This window comes from Streptomyces liliifuscus, assembly GCF_016598615.1.
In the GTDB taxonomy this organism is placed as follows: domain Bacteria; phylum Actinomycetota; class Actinomycetes; order Streptomycetales; family Streptomycetaceae; genus Streptomyces; species Streptomyces liliifuscus.
This window is the reverse complement of sequence record NZ_CP066831.1, coordinates 9,709,132-9,731,432: the sequence shown is the minus strand read 5'-3', so window position 1 is coordinate 9,731,432 and position 22,301 is coordinate 9,709,132. Positions and strand designations below refer to the sequence as shown.

The 22,301-nt window shown below is 70.1% G+C and carries 17 protein-coding genes; 4 read left to right on the top strand and 13 right to left on the bottom strand.

Going from position 1 to position 22,301, the window contains the following annotated elements; all coding sequences use genetic code 11:
- Nucleotides 1-249 precede the first annotated feature (249 nt).
- Entirely contained in the window at nucleotides 250-1,779 is a 1,530-nt protein-coding gene (locus JEQ17_RS42425) for a purple acid phosphatase family protein (RefSeq protein ID WP_200400223.1), read from the top strand.
- 22 nt (nucleotides 1,780-1,801) lie between these two features.
- On the opposite strand, the gene JEQ17_RS42420 is transcribed toward JEQ17_RS42425, so the two are convergent.
- From JEQ17_RS42420 to JEQ17_RS42360, 13 genes are all read right to left on the bottom strand, one after another.
- Nucleotides 1,802-2,779 (bottom strand): RNA polymerase sigma factor, encoded by a 978-nt coding sequence (locus JEQ17_RS42420; protein WP_200400222.1) that lies wholly within the window; start codon nucleotides 2,777-2,779, stop codon nucleotides 1,802-1,804.
- Nucleotides 2,780-2,805: 26 nt separating this feature from the next.
- Nucleotides 2,806-4,245, bottom strand: a complete 1,440-nt coding sequence (locus JEQ17_RS42415; RefSeq protein WP_200400221.1) for a carotenoid oxygenase family protein — start codon at nucleotides 4,243-4,245, stop codon at nucleotides 2,806-2,808.
- 133 nt (nucleotides 4,246-4,378) lie between these two features.
- Nucleotides 4,379-4,753, bottom strand: a complete 375-nt coding sequence (locus JEQ17_RS42410) for a hypothetical protein (protein ID WP_200400220.1) — start codon at nucleotides 4,751-4,753, stop codon at nucleotides 4,379-4,381.
- Nucleotides 4,754-4,934: 181 nt separating this feature from the next.
- Nucleotides 4,935-7,478: a sensor histidine kinase gene (locus JEQ17_RS42405; RefSeq protein ID WP_200400219.1), complete on the bottom strand. Its 2,544-nt coding sequence runs from the start codon at nucleotides 7,476-7,478 to the stop codon at nucleotides 4,935-4,937.
- 90 nt (nucleotides 7,479-7,568) lie between these two features.
- Entirely contained in the window at nucleotides 7,569-8,252 is a 684-nt protein-coding gene (locus tag JEQ17_RS42400; RefSeq protein WP_200400218.1) for a response regulator, read from the bottom strand.
- Between the two features lie 124 nt (nucleotides 8,253-8,376).
- Nucleotides 8,377-9,087: a potassium-transporting ATPase subunit C gene (locus JEQ17_RS42395; protein ID WP_200400217.1), complete on the bottom strand. Its 711-nt coding sequence runs from the start codon at nucleotides 9,085-9,087 to the stop codon at nucleotides 8,377-8,379.
- 6 nt (nucleotides 9,088-9,093) lie between these two features.
- Nucleotides 9,094-11,229 (bottom strand): potassium-transporting ATPase subunit KdpB, encoded by a 2,136-nt coding sequence (kdpB, locus tag JEQ17_RS42390; RefSeq protein WP_200400216.1) that lies wholly within the window; start codon nucleotides 11,227-11,229, stop codon nucleotides 9,094-9,096.
- Nucleotides 11,226-12,890 (bottom strand): potassium-transporting ATPase subunit KdpA, encoded by a 1,665-nt coding sequence (kdpA, locus tag JEQ17_RS42385; RefSeq protein ID WP_200402005.1) that lies wholly within the window; start codon nucleotides 12,888-12,890, stop codon nucleotides 11,226-11,228. Before kdpA ends, kdpB begins: the two co-directional genes overlap by 4 nt.
- A gap of 32 nt (nucleotides 12,891-12,922) precedes the next feature.
- Nucleotides 12,923-13,012, bottom strand: a complete 90-nt coding sequence (gene kdpF / locus JEQ17_RS42380; protein ID WP_037659531.1) for a K(+)-transporting ATPase subunit F — start codon at nucleotides 13,010-13,012, stop codon at nucleotides 12,923-12,925.
- Nucleotides 13,013-13,308: 296 nt separating this feature from the next.
- Complete coding sequence (locus JEQ17_RS42375) at nucleotides 13,309-15,147, bottom strand: APC family permease (protein ID WP_200400215.1); 1,839 nt, start codon at nucleotides 15,145-15,147, stop codon at nucleotides 13,309-13,311.
- A 182-nt stretch (nucleotides 15,148-15,329) separates the two neighbouring features.
- A complete protein-coding gene (locus JEQ17_RS42370; protein WP_325176309.1) occupies nucleotides 15,330-16,151 on the bottom strand; it encodes a DUF4118 domain-containing protein in 822 nt (273 codons plus the stop codon).
- On the bottom strand, nucleotides 16,148-18,721 hold the full coding sequence (locus JEQ17_RS42365; protein WP_200400214.1) for an ATP-binding protein: 2,574 nt from the start codon (nucleotides 18,719-18,721) through the stop codon (nucleotides 16,148-16,150). The genes JEQ17_RS42370 and JEQ17_RS42365 overlap by 4 nt, the downstream gene beginning before the upstream one ends.
- A gap of 163 nt (nucleotides 18,722-18,884) precedes the next feature.
- Nucleotides 18,885-19,613, bottom strand: coding sequence for a MerR family transcriptional regulator (locus JEQ17_RS42360; RefSeq protein WP_200400213.1), 729 nt, complete (start codon nucleotides 19,611-19,613; stop codon nucleotides 18,885-18,887).
- A 54-nt stretch (nucleotides 19,614-19,667) separates the two neighbouring features.
- On the opposite strand from JEQ17_RS42360, the gene JEQ17_RS42355 reads away from it, so the two are divergent.
- The 3 genes from JEQ17_RS42355 (at nucleotide 19,668) to JEQ17_RS42350 (ending at nucleotide 22,265) form a co-directional block, all read left to right on the top strand.
- The gene (locus tag JEQ17_RS42355) at nucleotides 19,668-19,958 is read left to right on the top strand and encodes a hypothetical protein (RefSeq protein WP_200400212.1); all 291 of its coding nucleotides are present in this window, start codon (nucleotides 19,668-19,670) and stop codon (nucleotides 19,956-19,958) included.
- 74 nt (nucleotides 19,959-20,032) lie between these two features.
- The gene (locus JEQ17_RS50575; protein WP_267924815.1) at nucleotides 20,033-20,167 is read left to right on the top strand and encodes a hypothetical protein; all 135 of its coding nucleotides are present in this window, start codon (nucleotides 20,033-20,035) and stop codon (nucleotides 20,165-20,167) included.
- Nucleotides 20,168-20,312: 145 nt separating this feature from the next.
- A complete protein-coding gene (locus tag JEQ17_RS42350) occupies nucleotides 20,313-22,265 on the top strand; it encodes an APC family permease (RefSeq protein ID WP_200400211.1) in 1,953 nt (650 codons plus the stop codon).
- Nucleotides 22,266-22,301 lie beyond the last annotated feature (36 nt).

The following is a 22,301-nucleotide window of genomic DNA, read 5'->3' as shown; positions in this document are numbered from 1 at the left end:
GAAGAACACGTCCGGCCGGAACAGGCGACCCGCCCGCCGGGACGCCGCTTCGACTCGGCGTCACTGACGCGGCATCAGACTCCCGTCAAATCCCTTGCGGCACAACCCTGTTGGGCCTGTCGACGAGAGTGCGAAACCACGGAGAAAGATCAAGTATGCCCCTGATCATGCGGTGATGTCGCATTCCATACAGGGCGCCGCATTCGGGATCACCACTGGCGTTCACCGGGCGCGGGCACATACTCAGTCATGCGCTGCTGCTTCTCCGCTCCCCTCGCGGCCATGTCGGCCCTGCCCTCTCCCTGTGAAGTCCTACGATCCGGCGCCCTCCTCGCCCCCACGCTGCTGCGGGCCGCCGCCGGGGCCTTCCACGGGTCCGGACGCAAGAGCCACGGCCACCACCCCGACAGCCTGGCTGCCGTCCATCTGGAACTGGTCACGCTGACCGAGGACCGCGCCATCATCACCTGGTACACGGGCGTGCCCGGCACCAACGACGGGCTCGGCCACATGCTCCCCGCCGTCACGGAGGGTGAGGTCGTGTACGGCACACACCCCTCCCGGCTGGACCGCACCGCGTCGGAGGACCGGCCCACGGCGCACCACCATGTCGAGCTGACGGACCTGGAGCCGGGGCAGACGTACTACTACCAGGCCCGCTCGCGGGGCAAGGCGGCCACGCCCACGCCGCTGCACCTCATCCGCGGCAACGCCGTCGGCACCAACCGCTACGGGCTCGGTTCGAGCCGTGGCCCGTACTCATTCACCACGCCTCAGCCCCCGCCGGGGCGGCATCTGCTGTCGATAGCGCTCTGCAACGACTTCCACATCGGCGAGACCACCGCCGGTCTGATGGCCGGCCTGCCCCTGCTGCGTGGCGTGGCACAGGAGCCGGGTCTGGCGCCGTATCCGGAGATCATGAGCCGGGCCCTGGTCGAGGAGGCCCAGCGGCGCGGGGCGGATCTGCTGCTGGCCGCGGGGGACATCTCGGCCGGCGGCGCGCCGCGTGACCTTGCGGAGGCGAAGCGGATCCTGGACGGCTTCGGCAGCCACGGACAGGACTACTTCGTCGTACGCGGAAACCACGACCGGCCCCGTCACCGCGAGGCGGGCGACGCCTTCCGCGAAGGGTTCCTCGGCGGCGCGGGGCCCGCGTACTTCGCCCGTGACCTGGGCGGGTTGCGGATCATCGGGCTCGACACGTACGAGAAGGACGGCAACGGCGCCGACGCGGGCGGGCTCGGTGACGAGCAACTGTCCTGGTTCCGGGCCCGGTTGAAGGAGCGTGGCGACCAGCCCACCGTCGTGTTCGGCCACCATCCGCTGACCGTGCGGGACTCCCTCTTCCCCGTGAGCGGTGGGCAGCGTCTCGGCCGCCGCCAGGCCCGCTCCATCCTCGACGCCTACGCCTCCGCGCCCGGAGTCTTCCTCCACCACGCGGGCCACACCCACCGCAACAAGCGAACCGTCCTGCCGCAGGCGCCGCACGTCACGCTGCAGGAGGTCAGCGCGGCCAAGGACTATCCGGGCGGCTTCTGCCTGCTCCGGATCCACTCCGGCGGCTACGCCCTCAACCACTACAAGACCAGCGGCGCCCCGGCCCGTGAATGGGGCGAGCGCAGCCGTCGGGTGGCTGGGGGTCTGTGGCCGCACCACGCCCTGGGCCGCGCGGTCGCCGACCGCAACAGCATGACCGCCCACGATCTGTCCGGCGTCAGCCCTCGCGGCCTTTCGGCGACGGCGGGCTCCCTTCTCGGCCCGGGCACCGCCACCTCATGACCGACGCCTCATAACCGACGCCTCATGCAGGTTCCGGAAACCCGGCCGGGCCCGTCGAAACCGACGCGGGGAAGATCAGCCGCAGTTTCTGAACCCTTCTGTTCTGGCGGAACATGAGCCAGGCGAGGGTCGGCGGGCAGATGTGGTCGGCGCGGTGGTCGGTGACGTGGTGGGTGACGTCCATCTCCCAGATGGTGATGTCCCGGCTGGCGACCACATGGCGCAGGGTCTGGCGCACCCCGAACTCCAGGGTCTGGCGCATGACGGGGACGGGATGGGTGCGTTCTCCCGGCCGGCTGAGCGGGCCGACCAGTTCACTCTCCACCGGCCACAAATCGGAGATCTCCTGGGGCAGTTGGCCGCGTTCGGAAGCCTGCAGGGTCTCCACGGCCTCGTGCCGGCTGTCCTCGGTGAGCGCGGCGGCGTCGTCGTGCGTCTGAGCGGCGGTCGACAGCAGCACCTGGGCCATTTTCCCCCTGGCCTGGTTGAGCCGGCTGCGCACCGTGCCGACCGGTACCTCGCAGACATCGGCGATCTCCTGGTAGGAGGTGACGCCGCTGAAGTGCCGCAGCATCAGCACCAGCCGGAGTTTCGGCGGCAGTTCGTCCACCGCGTCCCAGATCCAGTCCCGCATCGCGTGCTGCTCGATGAGTTGCTCCTGGTGCGAGGTCTCCTGGTCGCGAAGCCTCAGCTGATCGAGCCCGTCCAGGCCGGGAGTCTCCCTGGTGTCACGCAGGCGGGTGCGGGAGGCGTTGCGCACGATCGCGCGCAGCCACGCTCCCACGGCCGCCGGATCCCGTACGTCGCCGATGCGCCGCAGCGCGGTCAGCGCGGCGTCCTGGACCGCGTCCTCCGCGTCGGGGCCGTAGCCGAGCACGCTCAGCGCTACCGCGCGCATCGGCGCCTGGTGGCGGGCCAGCAGGAGTCCCAGGGCTCCGGTCTCGCCGGCCTGGGCCCTGCGTGTGAGTTCCTCATCCGTGGGCGGGTTGAGGGGCAACATGAGCTGAACGCCTCCGTGCGGACGAATCACGATCCGTGTGGTGCCTGGGCGACGGGGTCCCATTTTTCCCACTCGGCACTGTGCGCGGGGTGGGACTTGGGCAAAATTTCGAGGTCCGGCAGCCAGCTTCCGTGGAAGCCGACCGGGACGGGGTACGGCAGTTCCACCACGGCCTGGACGGAGAGGTCCGTGGCGTCGAGGACGAGCAGTTCCCCCGCCAGGCCGTCGTCGTTCGAGACGAGCGACAGGAGCCAGCCCTCGTCCTCGCCCCCGCCGTCCGCCGCCGGTACGAAGACCGCCTCCCCGGCGTGACGGCTGCCGGGCGTTTCGTAGGCGTGACTCGTGTGGCGGGTCAGGTCGTGCTTGGCGATGCCGTGACCGGAGACGGTGTACAGGTATCGGTTCGGGCGTCCGGTGAGGGTCTGGTTGTGCGTGGGGAACTCGGCCGCGCGGTCGTCCAGTTGGGATTCGGTGACGTGGCCGGTGGCCGGGTCCAGTGTCCAGCGGTGCAGCACGGCGAGGGACTGGGAACGGCCCGGCTCCATCGCACCCGCCGGACCACCGGGGCCCGCGGGTCCGCCGAGGTCCGTCCAGGCGTCCCGGAAGCCGGCGTGGTCGTAGCGCACCGCGTCCAGCACGATGCGCCCCCGCGGGTCCTCGTAGGCGTTGCCGACGTGGAAGACGTAGCAGGGGTCGACGTCGTACCACCTCACGTCCGTGCTGCCGGGTGTGCGGGACATGACCCCGAGCCGCGCGCCGTACCCCTCGTCCCACTGGTAGGGCATGCCGCCGCGCCCGGCGAAGGCGGGGTCGAAGACGACGGGCAGATCCATCCACAGGACGTGGTGCTCGGTGATGGCGAAGTCGTGCATCATCGTCGGGCCCGGCACGTCGATCCGCCGGCTGTCGAGCAACATCCCCTCCGCGGTGACCCGGTGGTAGGTGAGGTGGGGCGGGGCGCAACCGGTCCCGAACAGGTGCAGTTCGCCGGTGACCGGGTCCTCCTTGGGGTGGGCGGTCATCGCGGTGGTCAGCCGCCCGCCGAAGTCGTACGGTCCGACGGTCTCCAGTGAGGGAGAGACCCAGTAGGGCAGGCCCACCTCGCACAGCGCCAGCACTGTGTCGGCGTGCCGGATCACGTGGGTGTTGGCGGGCGTCACGGTGAGGTCGATGGTGGCGTTGCCGCGGATGAACGGATGTCCCTCCAGCTTCCGTGTACGGATCCACCGGTTGCGGTACCACTCGGCGCGTCCGCCCCGCAGCCGGATGCCGTGGAGCATGCCGTGACCGGTGAACCAGTGCCCGTTGTCCTGGCCGGGCATCGGGTTGGGGCCGTTGCGCAGATAGCGGCCGTCCAGGTCGGTCGGCAGGGAGCCCCGAACGGTGAGATCGGCCGTGCTGTGTTCCTCGGGGACCGGGGCGAAGCGGCCCCGGAGGTACAGGGGAAGAGCTGTCCGGTCGGTCATCGCGCTCTCCTCGTGGTGACGCGGGCCGCGTCCTGGTTCGTGTCCGCGGCGGTGCACCGACGGCCTTCCGGTGAAGGCCGTTGCGCCGAAGGGTCGTTGAGCGGCCCGGGCCTCGCCGGCCCGGTTCCTCCGGTCACGATCCGACCGGCGCCTGGGCCGGCAACCGTGCCTGGGCCCGGGCGGGATGGACCTTCGTGAAGACGGCGGGTCCGACGAGGCCGGCGACATGGGCGGCGATACCGACCCAGGCCGGGGCGTCGACCGCACGGCACACGGCCAGGCCGACCGCGATGAAGGTGAAGCCTGCGCCCCAGGCGGTGGTGATGTGGTTGTTGACCCGGATGAACTCCGGCATGTCCCAGTACTCGCGGGGTGTCCGGCGCCGGGCGATGCCCAGGGTGAAGGGGCGGCGGATCGCCAGGGTCCCCCAGACCGTGGCGGCCAGCCAGCCGAAGGACGACACGACGCCGGAGACGATCCAGGGGATGAATCCGCGCAGATAACCCATTGAACGTTCCTTGGTGGAATGAAGTGGATGGCCGCGGAGGAGTGGCGTCCCGCGGCCACTCGATGGCCGGACGCCGACTAGATGCGCGGCGGACGCCGAAGTTCGAACTTCGGCGTGTGGCAGTCGTCACACTCGTTCTGGGGTGCGCTGTGCAAAGGGATCGGTGCCCCCGACCGGAGCACTAGGACGTGGCGGTCGCCGGGAGGTCCGGGCGGACCGGGTGGGCGCCGGACGCTGCCGGGAGGGTGAGGACCATGGTGAGGCCGCCGCCGGGGGTGTCCTCGGCGGTGAGGGTGCCGCGCATCGCCTCGGCGAAGCCCCGGGCGACCGCGAGACCGAGGCCCACTCCGGCGCCGCGCGGGGCGTCTCCGTACCGCTGGAAGGGCTCGAAGATGCGGTCCTTGGCCGTGTCCGGAACGCCCGGGCCGCGGTCCACCACCCGGACCTCGACGCGATCGGCCATGGCGCTCGCCGACACCAGGACCCGCTCCTCGGCGGGGCTGTACTTCACCGCGTTCTCGACGAGGTTGGCGACCGACCGCTCCAGCAGGCCGGGGTCGACGGCGACCATGGGCAGCGTCTCGGGGATGTCCAGTTCCACGCTGTCCTCGGGGACTCCGCCGAGCGCCATCGGGACGACCTCGTCGAGGTCGATCTCGCGGATCAGCGGCGTGACCGTGCCGGTCTGGAGCCGGGACATGTCCAGCAGATTGCCCACGAGGTTGTCCAGGCGGTCCGCGCCCTCCTCGATGCCTTCGAGCAGTTCCGCCTGGTCCTCCTCGGACCAGGCCACGTCCTCCGAACGGAGCGAGGAGACCGCGGCCTTGATGCCCGCGAGGGGGGTGCGCAGATCATGGCTGACGGCTGCGAGGAGGGCGGTGCGGATGCGGTTGCCCTCGGCCAGCGCGCGTGACTGGTCGGCCTGGGACTGGAGCCGCTGGCGGTCCAGGACCACCGCGGCCTGCGCGGCGAACGCGGCGAGCACCCGCCGGTCCTCCGCCGGCAGCATCCGCCCCGACAGCGCGAGGGCCATGTGGTCGCCGACCGGCATGTCGACGTCCGCGTTCTCGGGGCTCTGACAGGGCCGCGGGCCCACACTGCCCGCGCAGGTCCACGGCTCGACGTCACTGGCCCGTTCCAGCAGGGCCACGGACTCCATGCCGAACGTCTCCCGGACCCGCTCCAGCAGCGCCTCCAGGCTGGTCTCCCCGCGCAGCACGCTGCCGGCCAGGACCGAGAGGATCTCCGACTCGGCCCGCAGCCGGGCCGCCTGATGCGTACGCCGGGCCGCGAGGTCCACCACGGAGGCGACCGACACGGCGACACCCACGAAGATGGCGATGGCGACGATGTTCTTGGGGTCGGCGATCGTCAGGGTGTGGACGGGCGGGGTGAAGTACCAGTTCAGCAGCAGGGAGCCCACCACGGCCGAGGCCAGCGCCGGGTAGAGGCCGCCGAGCAGGGCCGCGGCCACCGTGAGCGTCAGGAACAGCAGCATGTCGTTGGCCAGGCCGACCGAGGGCGTGACGCCGGTGAGCAGCAGCGTGAGGAGGGCTGGGCCGACCACACCGACCAGCCAGCCCCAGATGACCCGGGACCGGCCGAGGCGCGCGCTGCGGGCGACGGGCAGACCGCGCCCCTTGCCCGCCTCGTCGTGGGTGATCAGGTGGACGTCGAGGTCGGGCCCCGACTCCCGGGCCACCGTGGCTCCGACGCCCGGTCCGAAGACGTACTGCCATCCCTTGCGGCGGGACACTCCGAGGACTATCTGGGTGGCGTTCACCCCGCGCGCGAAGTCCAGGAGGGCCGTCGGTATGTCTTCGCCTATGACGTGGTGGAAGGTGCCGCCCAGGTCCTCCACGAGGGTGCGCTGGACGGCGAGTTCCTTCGGGGAGGCGGACGTCAGGCCGTCACTGCGGGCGATGTAGACGGCCAGCACCTCGCCGCCGGCGCCCTTCTCCGCCAGCCGGGCGGCGCGGCGGATCAGCGTACGGCCCTCGGGTCCGCCGGTCAGGCCGACGACGATCCGCTCGCGGGAGCCCCAGATCTTCGAGACCCGGTGCTCGTTGCGGTACTCGGTCAGGTATTCGTCGACCCGGTCCGCCACCCACAACAGCGCCAGCTCGCGCAATGCGGTCAGGTTGCCGGGGCGGAAGTAGTTGGACAGGGCCGCGTCGACCTTGTCCGGCTTGTAGATGTTGCCGTGCGCCATCCGGCGGCGCAGCGCCTGCGGAGACATGTCGACCAGCTCGATCTGGTCGGCCCGGCGCACGACCTCGTCCGGGACGGTCTCCTGCTGCCGTACGCCGGTGATGGACTCGACGACGTCGCCCAGCGACTCCAGGTGCTGGATGTTGACCGTCGTGATCACGTCGATGCCGGCGGCGAGGAGTTCCTCGACGTCCTGCCAGCGCTTGGTGTTGCGCGAGCCGGGGATGTTGGTGTGGGGCAGCTCGTCGACGAGGGCCACCTGCGGGTGCCGCGTGAGCACCGCGTCCACGTCCATCTCGGTGAAGACCGTGCCCCGGTACTCCAGTTCCCTGCGGGGTGTCTGCTCAAGGCCGTGCAGCATCACCTCCGTACGCGGCCGGTTGTGGTGCTCCACGAACGCGACCACGCAGTCGGTGCCCCGCTCGACACGTCGGTGTGCCTCGGAGAGCATCGCGTACGTCTTGCCGACGCCCGGCGCCGCACCGAGGTAGATCCGAAGCTTGCCGCGTGCCATCTTCTCGTCTCTTCGTCTCTACGGGCGGGGGTGTTGGGGTGCCGGGGCGGGTGTGTCGGGGTACAGGCGGCGGGTGTCCGAGGCGGCGCTTCAGCCTTCGAAGCGGTAGCCCATGCCCGGCTCCGTGATGAGGTAGCGGGGGTGGGAGGGGTCCGTCTCCAACTTGCGGCGCAGTTGCGCCATGTAGACCCGCAGATAGTTGGTCTTGTTGCTCTGGGAGACGCCCCACACCTCCTGGAGCAGGTGCTTCTGTGTGATGAGACGCCCCGGGCTGGTGACCAGGATCTCCAGCAGATGCCATTCGGTCGGCGTGAGGCGTATGTCGTGTCCGGCCCGGGTGGCCTTCTTGGCCAGCAGGTCGATGGTGAAGTCGTCCGTCGTGACCATGGCGGTTTCCTGGGCGAGCGGTGCGGTCTTGGTCCGGCGGACGGCGGCCCGCAGTCTGGCCAGCAGTTCGTCCATGCTGAACGGCTTGGTGACGTAGTCGTCGGCGCCCGCGTCGAGCGCCGCCACCTTCTCGTCGGAGGCCCGGCGCGCGGACAGCACCAGGATCGGTACGCGGGTCCAGCCGCGCAGGGCCCTGATGACGTCCACACCGTCCATGTCCGGCAGGCCCAGGTCGAGGACGACCACATCGGGCTGACGCGCGGCGGCGAGGCGGAGCGCGGTGGCGCCGTCGGGTGCCGGGTCCACTCCGTACTTGCGGGCCTGAAGGTTGATCACGAGGGCCCGGACGAGCTGAGGGTCGTCCTCCACCACCAGTACCCGGGTCATCGGTGTACGCCTTTCCTGTCTCGCGGAGAGCCGAGGTCGTACGGAACAAGCTTTGTGGCCACGGGAGTTGACGAGACGGGGTGTCGCCCCGACCGCCAACTCCCGCATGGTGCGCGTAAGGCCATCAGCTCTTCGCCACGAGTTCCTTGAGCGCGATGTTGAGTTGGAGGACGTTGACCGTGGGCTCTCCGATGAAGCCGAGCGCACGGCCGTCGGTGTGGTCGTCGACCAGCTTCTGGACCTGGTCGACGGACAGCCCGTTCTTCTCCGCGACCCGGTGGACCTGGATGTCGGCGTACGCCGGGGAGATGTCCGGGTCGAGGCCCGAGCCGGAGGAGGTGACCGCGTCGGGCGGCACGCTCTTGACCGTGTAGCCGTTCACGGAGTTGTCCTTGACGACGGCGTCCTTGGCGGCGACGACCCACTGGCAGAGGGTGGCTTCCTCCGCCTTCGCCGGGTCCTTCGGGCAGGCACCGTCGACCGCGCCGTTGTCACCGGAGCGGTTGGTGGCGCCGGACAGGATCAGCTTGTACTGGGTGTTGACGCTGTTGGTGCCCAGGCCGTTCTGCGGGCGGCCCTGGAACCACTTCAGGTTGGGCTCCGGGGTCTCCTGGCCCTTCTTCAGCGGCAGGTTGTACGCCTGGCCGATGAGCGAGGAGCCGACGACCTTGCCGTCCGCCTTGATCTCCGAGCCGTTCGCCTTGTCGTTGAAGAGGCCCTGGGCCACGCCGGTGATGGCCAGCGGGTAGATGATGCCCGTCACCACCGTCAGGACGAGAAGCGCGCGCAGGCCGGCCCAGAGCAACCGGGCAGTGTTGGATACCGAGTTGTTCATAGCCGATCAGCCGATTCCGGGGATGAGGGAGATGATCAGGTCGATGATCTTGATTCCGATGAAGGGCGCGATCAGCCCGCCCAGCCCGTAGATCCCGAGATTGCGCCGCAGCAGCCTGTCCGCGCTCACCGGCCGGTACTGCACGCCCCGCAGTGCGAGCGGCACGAGCGCGATGATGATCAGCGCGTTGAAGATGACCGCGGACAGGATCGCGGAGTCGGGCGAGGACAGCTGCATGATGTTGAGCTTGTCCAGGCCCGGGTAGACCGCCGCGAACAGCGCCGGGATGATCGCGAAGTACTTCGCGACGTCGTTGGCGATGGAGAACGTCGTCAACGCGCCCCGGGTGATGAGGAGTTGCTTGCCGATCTCGACGATCTCGATGAGCTTGGTCGGGTTGGAGTCGAGGTCGACCATGTTGCCGGCCTCCTTCGCGGCCGACGTACCCGTGTTCATCGCCACGCCGACGTCCGCCTGGGCCAGCGCGGGGGCGTCGTTCGTGCCGTCGCCTGTCATCGCAACGAGTTTGCCGCCCGCCTGCTCCCGCTTGATGAGGGCCATCTTGTCCTCGGGAGTGGCCTCCGCGAGGAAGTCGTCGACGCCGGCCTCGTCCGCGATCGCCTTGGCGGTCAGCGGGTTGTCACCGGTGATCATGACGGTCTTGATGCCCATGCGCCGCAGCTCGTCGAACCGCTCGCGCATGCCGTCCTTGACGACGTCCTTGAGGTGGATGACGCCCAGCACCCGGGCGCCCTCGGTGTCCTCGATCGCCACGAGCAGTGGGGTGCCGCCCGCCTCGGAGATCCGATTGGCCAGGGTGTCGGCGTCCTCGGACACCTCGCCGCCGCGCTCCCGGACCCAGGCCATGACCGAACCGGCCGCGCCCTTGCGGATCTTGCGTCCGTCGACGTCCACGCCCGACATCCGGGTCTGGGCGGTGAAGGCGATCCACTCGGCGCCGGACAGCTCGCCCCGGCTCCGCTCGCGCAGCCCGTACTTCTCCTTCGCCAGGACGACGACGGAGCGGCCCTCGGGCGTCTCGTCGGCCAGCGAGGAGAGCTGGGCGGCGTCGGCCAGGGCGGCGTCGGCGGTGCCGGTCACCGGCACGAACTCGGCGGCCTGCCGGTTGCCGAGCGTGATGGTGCCGGTCTTGTCGAGGAGGAGGGTCGACACGTCGCCCGCCGCCTCAACTGCCCTGCCAGACATGGCGAGTACGTTCCGCTGCACCAGCCGGTCCATGCCCGCGATGCCGATCGCGGAGAGCAGCGCGCCGATCGTAGTCGGGATCAGACAGACAAGGAGGGCCACCAGCACGACCATGGTGAGGTGCGTGCCCGCGTAGTCCGCGAACGGCGGCAGCGTGGCGACGGCCAGCAGGAAGACGATCGTGAGGGACGCGAGCAGGATGTTCAGCGCGATCTCGTTGGGCGTCTTCTGCCGGGCCGCGCCCTCGACCAGGGCGATCATGCGGTCGATGAAGGTCTCGCCCGGCTTCGTCGTGATCTTGATGACGATGCGGTCGGACAGCACCTTCGTACCGCCGGTGACCGCGGACCGGTCGCCGCCGGACTCGCGGATGACCGGGGCCGACTCACCGGTGATGGCCGACTCGTCCACGGACGCCACGCCCTCGACGACGTCACCGTCGCCGGGGATGATGTCGCCCGCCTCGCAGACGACCAGGTCGCCGACGCGCAGTTCTGTGCCGGGCACCTGCTCCTCAGAGCCGCCGTCCTTGGACAGCCGGCGCGCGACGGTGTCGGTCTTGGCCTTGCGCAGGGTGTCGGCCTGCGCCTTGCCGCGGCCCTCGGCCACCGCCTCCGCCAGGTTGGCGAAGATGACGGTGAGCCAGAGCCAGGCGCTGATGGCCCAGCCGAACCAGTCGCCCGGGTCCTTGAAGGAGAACACGGTCGTCAGGACCGAGCCCACCAGCACCACGAACATCACGGGGGACTTGACCATCACCCGCGGGTCGAGCTTGCGACAGGCGTCCGGCAGCGACTTCAGCAGCTGCTTCGGGTCGAACAGACCCGCGCCGACGCGTCCTTCGTCCTTGTGACCGGTCGGCACATCGCTGTGCGGCGCCCGGGTGGGAGTAGTCGTGGACACGGTGTCCTCTTGCTTCTCTGTGCGGGTGGTCATGACGCCAGCCCCTCGGCCAGCGGACCCAGCGCGAGCGCCGGGAAGTAGGTCAGACCGGTGATGATCAGGATCGCGCCCACCAACAGCCCGGTGAACAGCGGCTTTTCGGTGCGCAACGTGCCCGCGGTCGCGGGCACCGGCTTCTGCTCGGCGAGCGATCCGGCCAGCGCCAGCACGAACACCATCGGCAGGAAGCGGCCTAGCAGCATCGCCAGACCCAGCGTGCTGTTGAACCACTGCGTGTCGGCGTTCAGACCCGCGAAGGCCGAACCGTTGTTGTTCGAGGCCGAGGTGTAGGCGTAAAGGATCTCGGAGAACCCGTGCGCGCCGCTGTTGGTCATCGAGTTGCCGGGCGTCGGCAGGGCCATCGCCGCGGCGGTGAAGACGAGCACCAGCGCCGGGGTGATGAGGATGTAGCAGGCCGCGAACTTGATCTCGCGGGTGCCGATCTTCTTGCCCAGGTACTCGGGCGTACGGCCGACCATGAGACCGGCGATGAACACCGCGATGATCGCCATGATCAGCATGCCGTAGAGGCCGGATCCGGTACCACCGGGCGCGATCTCGCCCAGCTGCATGCCGAGCATGGTGATACCACCGCCGAGGCCGGTGAACGAGGAGTGGAACGAGTCGACCGCACCGGTCGAGGTCAGCGTCGTGGCCACCGCGAAGATCGAGGAGGCACCGACGCCGAAGCGGGTCTCCTTGCCCTCCATCGCACCGCCCGCGACATCGAACGCCGGGCCGTGGTGGGCGAACTCGGTCCACATCATCAGGGCCGTGAACCCGATCCAGATGGTGACCATCGTGGCGAGGATCGCGTAGCCCTGCCTGAGCGAGCCGACCATCCGGCCGAAGGTCCGGGTGAGCGCGAACGGGATCAGCAGGATCAGGAAGATCTCGAAGAGGTTGGAGAACGCGTTGGGGTTTTCGAAGGGGTGGGCGGAGTTGGCGTTGAAGTAGCCGCCGCCGTTGGTGCCCAGCTCCTTGATGGCCTCCTGGGAGGCGACCGCGCCGCCGTTCCACTGCTGCGTGCCGCCGGTGAACTGGCCGACCTCGTGGATGCCGGAGAAGTTCTGGATCGCGCCGCACGCGACGAGCACGATCGCGGCGATCACCGAGATCGGCAGCAGGATGCGGACGGTGCCGCGGACCAGGTCGGACCAGAAGTTGCCGAGTTCACCGGTGCGCGAGCGCGCGAAGCCGCGGACGAGCGCGACGGCCACGGCGATACCGACCGCGGCGGACAGGAAGTTCTGCACCGCCAGGCCGCCGGTCTGTACGACGTGGCCCATGGCTTGCTCGCCGTAGTACGACTGCCAGTTGGTGTTCGAGACGAACGACGCGGCAGTGTTGAACGCCTGGTCCGGGTCGATCGAGGAGAAGCCGAGCGAGCCGGGCAGGCTGCCCTGGAAGCGCTGCAGCAGGTACAGGAACAGAACACTGACCGCGGAGAAGGCGAGGACACCGCGCAGGTAGGCGGGCCAGCGCATCTCCGTGTTCGGGTTGGCGCCGATGCCCTTGTAGATCCACTTCTCGACACGAAGGTGCTTGTCCGAGGAGTAGACCTTGGCCATGTAGTCGCCGAGGGGGCGATAGGCGAGCGCCAGTGCCGCTGTCAGAGCAAGCATCTGGAGCACAGCGGCGAGGACGGGACTCATGTCGCCCGCTGCGGCAGCAGCTGATGTCACGGTCAGAACCTCTCCGGGAAGATCAGGGCGAGCACGAGATAGCCCAGCAGGGCGACGGCCACGATCAGGCCGACGATGTTCTCGGCGGTCACAGCTTCGTCACCCCCTTGGCGACGAGAGCCACCAGCGCGAACACCGCGATCGTGGTGACGACGAAGGCCACGTCGGCCATCGCAAGCTCCTAGATGAGGTTCGAATCGAACGGACGATTAGAGGAAAGCGCCTCTCTGGCCGGATTCGAGCGCTGTTGACGGCTCCCATACGCAGGCTCGTACGGCTTTGACGGAACCCATACGGCGAGCTGATCCAACTGCGTGAACCAAACCCCCCGGGCGCCTGAACGGCGCCGGGGCAAGCCCTCCGGGAAGGTTGCCTCCGGCGTGCGGGATCAGATGCGGAACCGCAGCCGGCAGATCACCGCGTCCGTGTCCTTCCGGACGGCATGGGCGACCACGGCACCCCGCTGGTTCTGCAGCAGCCGCTGCCACAGCCGGTCCGGCTCGACCTCGGGGATCAGCACCGTGACGCGGGTACCGGGCTCGGCAGCGGCGGTCCCGCCCACGTACGCGGCGATCGGGCGGCCCAGGGCGCGGCGCTCGGAGGTGAGCCGGATCAGTGGCACCCCGGGGTCCCAGCGCGCCCAGTCGCGCTCCAGGGCGTGCAACTGCGTGCGGTCCTCGGGGTCGGGGTGGCAGACGGTCACCGCGCGCACCTCGTCGCCGAGCGAGGCGGCGGCGTTCAGGGCCTCGACGGTCAGCCGGGACAGGTTCGACACGGGCACGATCACCACGGAGCGCTCGCGGTGCGGATGCTCGGGGATGCGGCCCAGGCCCAGGCGCTCGCCGATCCGGGCGTACGCGCGGTGCACGGCCGTGAAGGCCGCCACCAGCAGCGGCAGGGCGATCACGATCAGCCAGGCGCCCTCCTCGAACCTGGTCGCCGTCACGACGACGGCCGACACACCGGTCAGGACGCCGCCGAAGCCGTTCAGCAGCGCCTTTCCGCGCCACCCCCTCCCCCGCTCCTGGCGCCAGTGCCGGACCATGCCGACCTGGGCGATCGTGAAGCCGACGAAGACGCCGATGGCGAAGAGCGGCACGAGGGTGTTGGTGTCACCGCCGGAGAAGACCAGCAGCGCGGCGGAGACCAGGGACAGCGCGAGCACTCCGTGCCGGTGGACCTGGCGGTCGGCCTTGAGGGCGAAGACGTGCGGCAGGTAGTTGTCGCGGGCCAACAGCTTCAGCAGGACCGGGAGCCCGCCGAAGGACGTGTTCGCGGAGAGGGCCAGCAGGATCATGGTCGCGAACTGGATGACGTAGAAGGCCCAGTTGTGGCCGAGCGAGGCGTCCGCGAGCTGGGCGAGGACGGTGACGCCCTCGACCGGCTGGAGGTGGAAACGGGAGATCAGCACGGACAGGCCGATCAGCATCACGCCGAGCACCGCGCCCAGCGCCACCTCCGCGCGTTGCGCCCGCTTCACGCGCGGGACGCGGAAGGACGGCACGGCGTTGGCGATCGCCTCCACACCGGTGAGTGCCGAACAGCCCGAGGCGAAAGCCTTCAGCAGAAGCAGCGCACCGACCGTGGTGGCGTTCTCGGAGAGCACGGAGGCATGGCCCGCGGCGGCCTCGGTACTGACCGGCGCCGACCGGAACAGCCCGACGCCGATCAGGACCAGGACCGAGACGACGAAGACGGCAGTCGGCACGATGAACGCCCGCGCAGACTCCACGATCCCGCGCAGATTCACCGCCGTGATCAGCACCAGCACGACCAGGCACAGCCACAGCCGGTCGCCGTACATGGCGGGGAAGGCCGAGGTCAGAGCGGCGACACCGGCCGTGACCGCCACGGCGACGTTGAGTACGTAGTCCAGGACCAGCGAGGCCGCCGCCACCAGGCTCGTCCGCGCGCCCAGATGGGTCTTCGCGACGGCGTACGACCCGCCGCCGTCCGGGAACGCGGCGATCACCTGCCGGTACGAGGCCACCAGCACCGCCAGCAGTCCGGCGATCGCCAGCGTGACCGGCAGGGTGAAGCCGAGTCCGTGCGCGCCCGCGGCGGCCAGTACGAGGACGATCGCCTCGGGGCCGTACGCCACCGACGCCATCGCGTCCAGCGAGAGCGCGGCCAGGCCGGTGACTGCGGTGAGCCGGTGCCGTTCACCGGTATCGGGCGGTTCCTCGGCGGCGGGGGCCTCGCCCGGCTCGATCGTCAGGACAGACATGGGACACGCACTCCTTCACGCACGGAAAGGCCCGTGCACGCGGGAGGGCGACGCACGGGTGCGCCCAGGTTCTGTCCGGTTGCGGTCGTGTCCGACCGCTCCTTGCGGCTTCTTCGCGCCGAGGCCCCCAACCTTGACGCGGTCCTGACGGCCCGGTGATCCGCCCGTGCCGTTCCCCGGGATCAGCCGTCCTTCAGAGGCCCGGCCGTGTCGAGGGCCGCACCCGTCTGGTCGGCGAGGGTGACCGCGACGAGGCGGGCCCGGAGCGGCGGTACGGGTCCCGGGCCGGGGGTGAGCATGAAGCGGCCGAGGTAGTGCCCGTTGCCGTAGGTGCGGAGCTCGATCTCGCCGTCCGGCCAGCCGTCGATGTCGACGTCCCGGTGCCGGCGTCCGACCGCGATGTTCCCGTCCTGTTCCAGGCGTGGCGGCCGGCCCATGAGAGTGCCGTACTCGAAGCGGCAGGCGCGCAGGCCGAGCACCTCGGTCAGCTGGCCCCGGACGTGGTCGACCACCGTGTCCGAGGACTTGGCGGACTGGGCGAGTTCGGCGGTCTCGTGGACGCGGCGGAGGTGGTCGGCGTCCGTCACCGTGATCACTTTCAGGCGGCGGGCGCGGGCCGCGAGCTGGGACACGATCAGGCCGACGACCAGCAGAAGTACCGCGGTCTCGACATCGGCGGAGGTGTCGATGTCGAACGTCTGGTAGGGACGCGTGAGGAAGAAGTCGAACCAGGCCGCCGCCGACAGCGCCGCGAGCGCGCCCGCCACGCGGTTCCCGAGGGCCGCGACGGCGACAACGGCCACGACGAGGATCAGCGCGGCGTTCGTACGGGACAGGTCGGTGCGGAAGGGCACGAGCACGAGTGCCACCAGGAACGGTCCCGCGAGGCCCGCCAGCAGGGCGAGCCGGTCCCGGAGCGGATAGCCGGTCATCACACCGTCACCTCCTGCGTTCACCCCGGCGCCCGAGAGCCCGTGCCCTCGTACACCGCTGTCGGAGCTCATGAGCAGCCTCCTGTCCTCTGCGTATCACTGGCGCGCTGCGCCTGCTCGGCGAAGGGCAGGGACAGCACCATGGTCAGACCACCGCCCGGGGTGTCCTCCGGGGTGAGGGTGCCGTTCATCGCCTCGGTCAGACCGCGCGAGAGCGCCAGGCCGAGGCCCAGGCCCGTCGTGTTGTCGGTGTCACCCAGGCGCTGGAAGGGTTCGAAGATCCGGTCCCGGTCGGTGGCCGGGAGGCCGGGGCCGCGGTCGACGACGCGCAGCTCGACACGGCCCGCGTGGGCGCTGGCGCTGAGCAGCACCCTGCGCCCTGCCGGACTGTGGCGGGCGGCGTTGCCTGCCAGGTTGGCGATCACCCGTTCGAGCAGGGGCGGGTCGGCCAGCACGGCGGGCACTTCCTCCAGACTCGCCACCTCCACCTCGGGGGTGTCCGCGAGCGCCGCGGGGAGGACCTCCTCCAGGGCGGTGGCGCGCAGGTCGAGGGTGAGTGCGCCGGCCTGGAGGCGGCTGAGGTCGAGAAGGTTCTCGATCAGCCGGTTGAGCCTGGCCATGGACTCGTCGGCGGTGGCGAGGAGTTCGTCCCGGTCCTCGTCGGAGAACTCGACGTCCCGGCTGCGGAGCGAGGCGACGGCCGCCCAGCCCGCGGCGAGCGGGGTGCGCAGATCATGGCCGACGGCCCGCAGAAGCGCCGTGCGCATACGGTCGGCGGCCTTGACCGGTTCGACCTCGGCGGCGGCCCGGGCGAGCCGGGACCGCTCGACCGCCGATCCCACGTGCGCGGCGAAGGCGGCCAGCACGCGCCGCTCGGAGGACGAGAGGGTGCGGCCCCGCAGGACCAGGAAGGCGCCCGGACCCGCCGGTACGGCCGTCGCGCCGTCCTCTCCGGGCGGCTCGTCCACCAGCTCCGCGGAGTCCATGCCGAAGGTCTCGCGGGTCCGTTCCACCAGGGCGGGTATGGTCGCGCCGCCGCGCACGATGGTGCCGGCGAGCGAGGACATGGTCTCCGCCTCGGCGGTGGCACGGGCCGAGCGACGCGACAGCCGCAGCGAACGGTCGACGACGGCGGCCACTGTGGCGGCCACCACCGCGAAGACCGCCAGAGCCAGCAGCGCGTTGGGATCGTCGAGCGTGAACTGCCCGACGGGCGGGATGAACCAGTAGTTGAGCAGCAGCGACGCCGTCACCGACGCGATCACCGCCGAGGCGACCCCTCCTATGCAGGCCACCCCCACCACGGTGAGCAGGAAGAGCAGGGCCTCGCTGGTGAGGTTGAGCTTGTCCCTGGCCACGTCGAGGTCCAGCAGGAGGGTGAGCGCCACCGGCAGCAGCAGACCGGCGACCGGACCCGCGATCCTGCGTACGGTCGAGAGGGTGCGCCTGCGTGAGGGCAGCAGTGTGCCGCGCCCGGCGCGCTCGTGCGTGACCATGTGGATGTCGATGTCGGCGGAGAGTTCGACGACCGTCTCGCCGGTGCCGCGTCCGGTGGCGAACCGTTCCAGGCGACCGCGGCGGCTGGTGCCGAGGACGAGTTGGGTGGCGTTCTCGGCGCGGGCGAACTCCACCAGGGCGGTGGCGACGTCGTCGCCGATCACCGAGTGGTAGCTGCCGCCGAGGTCCTCGATGAGCCGCCGCTGGCGGGCGAGGGAGGCGTGCGAGGCTCCCGAGGCGAGGCCGTCGCTGCGGGTCACGTGCACGGCGAGCAGGTCGCCGCCCGCCGACCGGTCCGCGACGCGGGCGGCCCGCCGGATCAGTGTGTCCCCCTCCGGCCCGCCGGTCAGCGCCACCACGACCCGCTCCCGGGTCTCCCACACCCCGCCGATGCCGTGCTCCGAACGATAGGACTGCAGTGCCTCGTCGACGCGGTCGGCGACCCACAGCAGGGCGAGCTGGCGCAGCGCGGTCAGATTGCCGGGCCGGAAGTAGTCGGCGAGAGCCGCGTCGACCTTCTCCGGCGCGTAGATATTGCCGTGCGCCATCCGCCGGCGCAGCCCTTCGGGCGGGATGTCCACCAGCTCGATCTGCTGGGCCCGCCGTACGACCTCGTCGGGCACCGTCTCGTGCTGCGGTACGCGCGTGATCTTCTCGACGACGTCATTGAGTGACTCGAGATGCTGGATGTTGAGGGCAGTGACGACATCGATCCCGGCCGCGAGCAGCTCCTCGATGTCCTGCCGACGCTTGGGGTTGCGGCCTCCCCCGGGGACGTTGCTGTGGGCGAACTCGTCGACGACCGCGACCTGCGGGCGCCGCGCCAGGACGGCGGCGAGGTCCATCTCCTCGAACTTCCCGCCCCGGTAGGCGCACTGGGCCCGCTCGACGACCTCCAGTCCGTCGAGCATCCGTTCCGTACCGGGCCGCCCGTGGCACTCGACGAACCCCACCACGACATCGACGCCACGCGCCGCCCTGCGCCGCGCCTCGTCGAGCATGCGGTAGGTCTTCCCCACGCCCGGGGCGGCTCCGAGGTACACCTTGAGACGTCCGGGGCGTACGGGGCGTACGTCACCCGCACCGGTCCCCGACTCGCTCCCGCCGGTCCGTACGTCACTCGTATTGGCCCGTACGTCACTCATCGCAGCCGACGTGCTCCGCTCACTGGCGATCAACTCCCCGAGGGGACGGGTTACTTCCCCTACGGAACCGCTTGTCCCAGGCGCGCGGAGCACTCCTTGACGCATCCTTGTCGCCGGTCACAAGGACGTTGACACCGCCTTGACGGGGGCTGGGCCGATCGGGCTACTCCAGGTGTGCGCGAATGAGCGTGTCGATGCGCTGCCATGCCGGGGACGAGGCGTTGACCGTGCTCTGGACGAGAGCGGGGATCTCGGAGGCCGTGTCCAGCCCGGGGAGTTCGTCCGGTCCGTAGCGTTCGCGGGTCGCCTCGGCGGCCCGGCGGGCGAGGTCGTCGATGCGGGGATCGTCGGCGTCGAGGTCGTACGCGTGGTCGTAGTCGAGGAAGATCCGCCGCAGCGCCGGGTCGGCCAGGATCTCGGCCTGGTCGTGGAACAGTGCGGTCGCACGGTCCGGGTGGGTGGCGAAGACGAGGATCCACAGGTCGCGTTGCAGGTCCACCCACCGAGGTGTGAACCCCCAGCGGGCCAGGTCCTCCAGATGGGCGCCGACCTCGGTGGGCAGCGGTGCCAGATCCCCGGCGGCGAGCCTGCGCAGACGCCCCTGCGTCGCCCGCAGGCCACGGATGCGGTCGGTGAGCCCGTCGTCGATGTCGCGCAGCGCCCGCCGGAACTCCTCGTCGCTCGCCGATCTCAGGTCCCTGATACGGGCCAGGGGGACGCCGGCTTCGGCGAGCGTCCGGATCTTGATCAGGTCGATGACGTCCTTCGCGCCGTACCGCCGGTAGCCGGACGCGTCGCGGTCGGGCTCGGGGAGCAGGCCCTTGTCGTGGTAGACGCGGACGGTCTTGACCGACACCCCGACGTACCCGGCCAGCTGCCCGATGGTGATCACCCGGTCATCGTGCCACTTGACCCTGCCCCTGGGGCGGGGTTGCAGCATGGCCTCATGGCGAACATGAATGTCGATCGGGAGACCCTGCGCGAGCTGGCCGATGCGGGCAACGAGACCGCTCTGGACCGGCTGGCCGACCTTGCCGACGCGGCCGGCGACCTCGGGGAGCTGAGCGAGCTGTTGGACGAGGGATCCATGCGCGCGGGGTTCCTCCTCACCCGACGCGCGAAGGCGACCGGCGACCTGCGCGAGCTGCAACGGATCTCCGACGCCGGGTACGACGAGGCCGGCGATGAAGTGGAACGGCTGCTGAAGGCACCGGCCGACGGGGAGCGGGACCGCTGATCCCCCGGCCGCCGCGGCGGCGCTCCGGGCCGCGTCGATCGGCGCGAAGGCTCCTGCCGGTCGGCATCACGTTCGTGCGAGGAACCCGTGAGACGACGTACGAGATGACGCTGGGTGTCCGTGCCCGACGGGCGCGGGCCGTGGCACCCCTCGAACGGCCCGAGCCACTCCCCAGAAGCCAGGACGTCGTCGTCCTGATGGGCCGGTGACGGGCGCACGGTTTCTCTTAACGGAAGCTTGACGCCCACGGCAGCCTCATCCGTGGGCCTGTGCGTCACTCTCTGCATACGCTGATGCGGCCGTCCGCGTGATGGCCGGAAACCGCATGCCGAGCCGGACATCAGGAGCACGCCGATGGCCACCACCGAACACCCTCCTCCCAGTCGCCTGCGCGCCTGGATGCTGGAGGGGCTGTCCGACATGGGCAAGGGTCGGCAGGCGGCTCGGCCGGCCGAGCCGAAGCCAGTGCACAAGGGACAGCGCTGGTGGCGGGTGATGTGCCTGACCGGTGTCGACTACTTCTCCACGCTCGGCTACCAGCCGGGCATCGCCGCTCTCGCCGCCGGACTGCTGTCACCCGTGGCCACGATCGTGCTGGTCGTCGTCACACTGGCGGGCGCACTGCCGGTGTACCGGCGGGTGGCCGAGGAGAGCCCTCACGGCGAGGGCTCGATCGCCATGCTGGAGCGGCTGCTGACCTTCTGGAAGGGCAAGCTGTTCGTCCTGACCCTGCTCGGTTTCGCCGCGACCGACTTCCTGATCACCATCACCCTGTCGGCCGCCGACGCCTCCACCCACCTGGTGGAGAACCCCCATCTCACCGACGCGCTGCACGACAAGCAGGTGCTGATCACGCTGGTGCTCATCGCCCTTCTCGGCGCGGTGTTCCTCAAGGGCTTCCTGGAGGCGATCGGTGTCGCCGTGGCGCTGGTGGGCCTCTATCTGGCGCTCAACGTCGTGGTCGTGGTGACCGGGCTCTGGCACGTGGCCACCGAGGGGCATGTGATCAGCGACTGGTCCACCGCCCTGACCGCCGAGCACGGAAACGTTTTTGCAATGGTGGGGGTCGCGCTGCTGGTCTTCCCGAAGCTGGCGCTCGGACTGTCCGGCTTCGAGACCGGCGTGGCGGTCATGCCGCACGTGGAGGGCGACCCGGGCGACACAGAGGAGAACCCCAAGGGCCGTATCCGTGGCACGAAGAAGCTGCTGACCACGGCCGCGCTCATCATGAGCGTGTTCCTGATCGCGACGAGCTTCATCACCACGCTGCTCATACCGGAGAAGGAGTTCGAGTCGGGCGGCGAGGCCAACGGCCGCGCGCTCGCCTATCTTTCGCACGAGTACCTGGGCAACGCCTTCGGCACGGTCTACGACGTGTCCACCATCGCCATCCTCTGGTTCGCCGGCGCCTCGGCCATGGCCGGGCTGCTCAACCTGATGCCCCGCTACCTGCCCCGCTACGGCATGGCCCCGCACTGGGCACGCGCCGTCCGCCCGATGGTGATCGTCTTCACGCTGATCGGTTTCCTGGTCACCTGGATCTTCGACGCGGACGTCGACGCGCAGGGCGGCGCGTACGCGACCGGTGTCCTCGTCCTCATCAGCTCCGCCGCGATCGCGGTGACCATCGCCGCCCGCAAGGCCGGTCAGCGCAACTGGACCATCGCCTTCGCCGTGATCTCGGCGGTCTTCCTCTACGTCACCGTCGCGAACGTCATCGAGCGCCCGGACGGCGTGAAGATCGGCGCCTGCTTCATCGCGGGCATCATCCTCGTCTCCCTCCTCTCGCGGCTCGCCCGTGCCTTCGAACTCCGCGTCACCAGCGTGACCATGGACGACATGGCCCAGCGGTTCGTACGGGACATCGCCAGCCGCCGGATCCGGTTCATCGCCAACGAACCCGACAACCGCGACCTCACCGAGTACCGCGAGAAGATCGAGCAGATCCGCGCGGACAACGACGTCCCCGCCCAGGAGGACTTCGTCTTCGTCGAGGTCACGGTCCTGGACCCGTCGGAGTTCGAGGCGGGCCTGACCGTACGCGGCGAGGTCCTGCACGGCCGCTACCGTGTCCTCACCCTGGAGTCGTCCTCCGTCCCCAACGCCCTGGCGGCCCTCGTCCTGCACGTGCGCGACACCACCGGCTGCATCCCGCACATCTACTTCGAGTGGACCGAGGGCAACCCCTTCACCAACTTCCTCCGCTTCTTCCTCTTCGGCCAGGGCGAGGTCGCCCCCGTCACCCGGGAGGTCCTCCGCGAGGCGGAACCGGACCGGGCACGACGGCCGCGGGTGCACGTCGGCTGACCGGACCGATGTCCGGCGTGGAACTGTTCGGCGTAG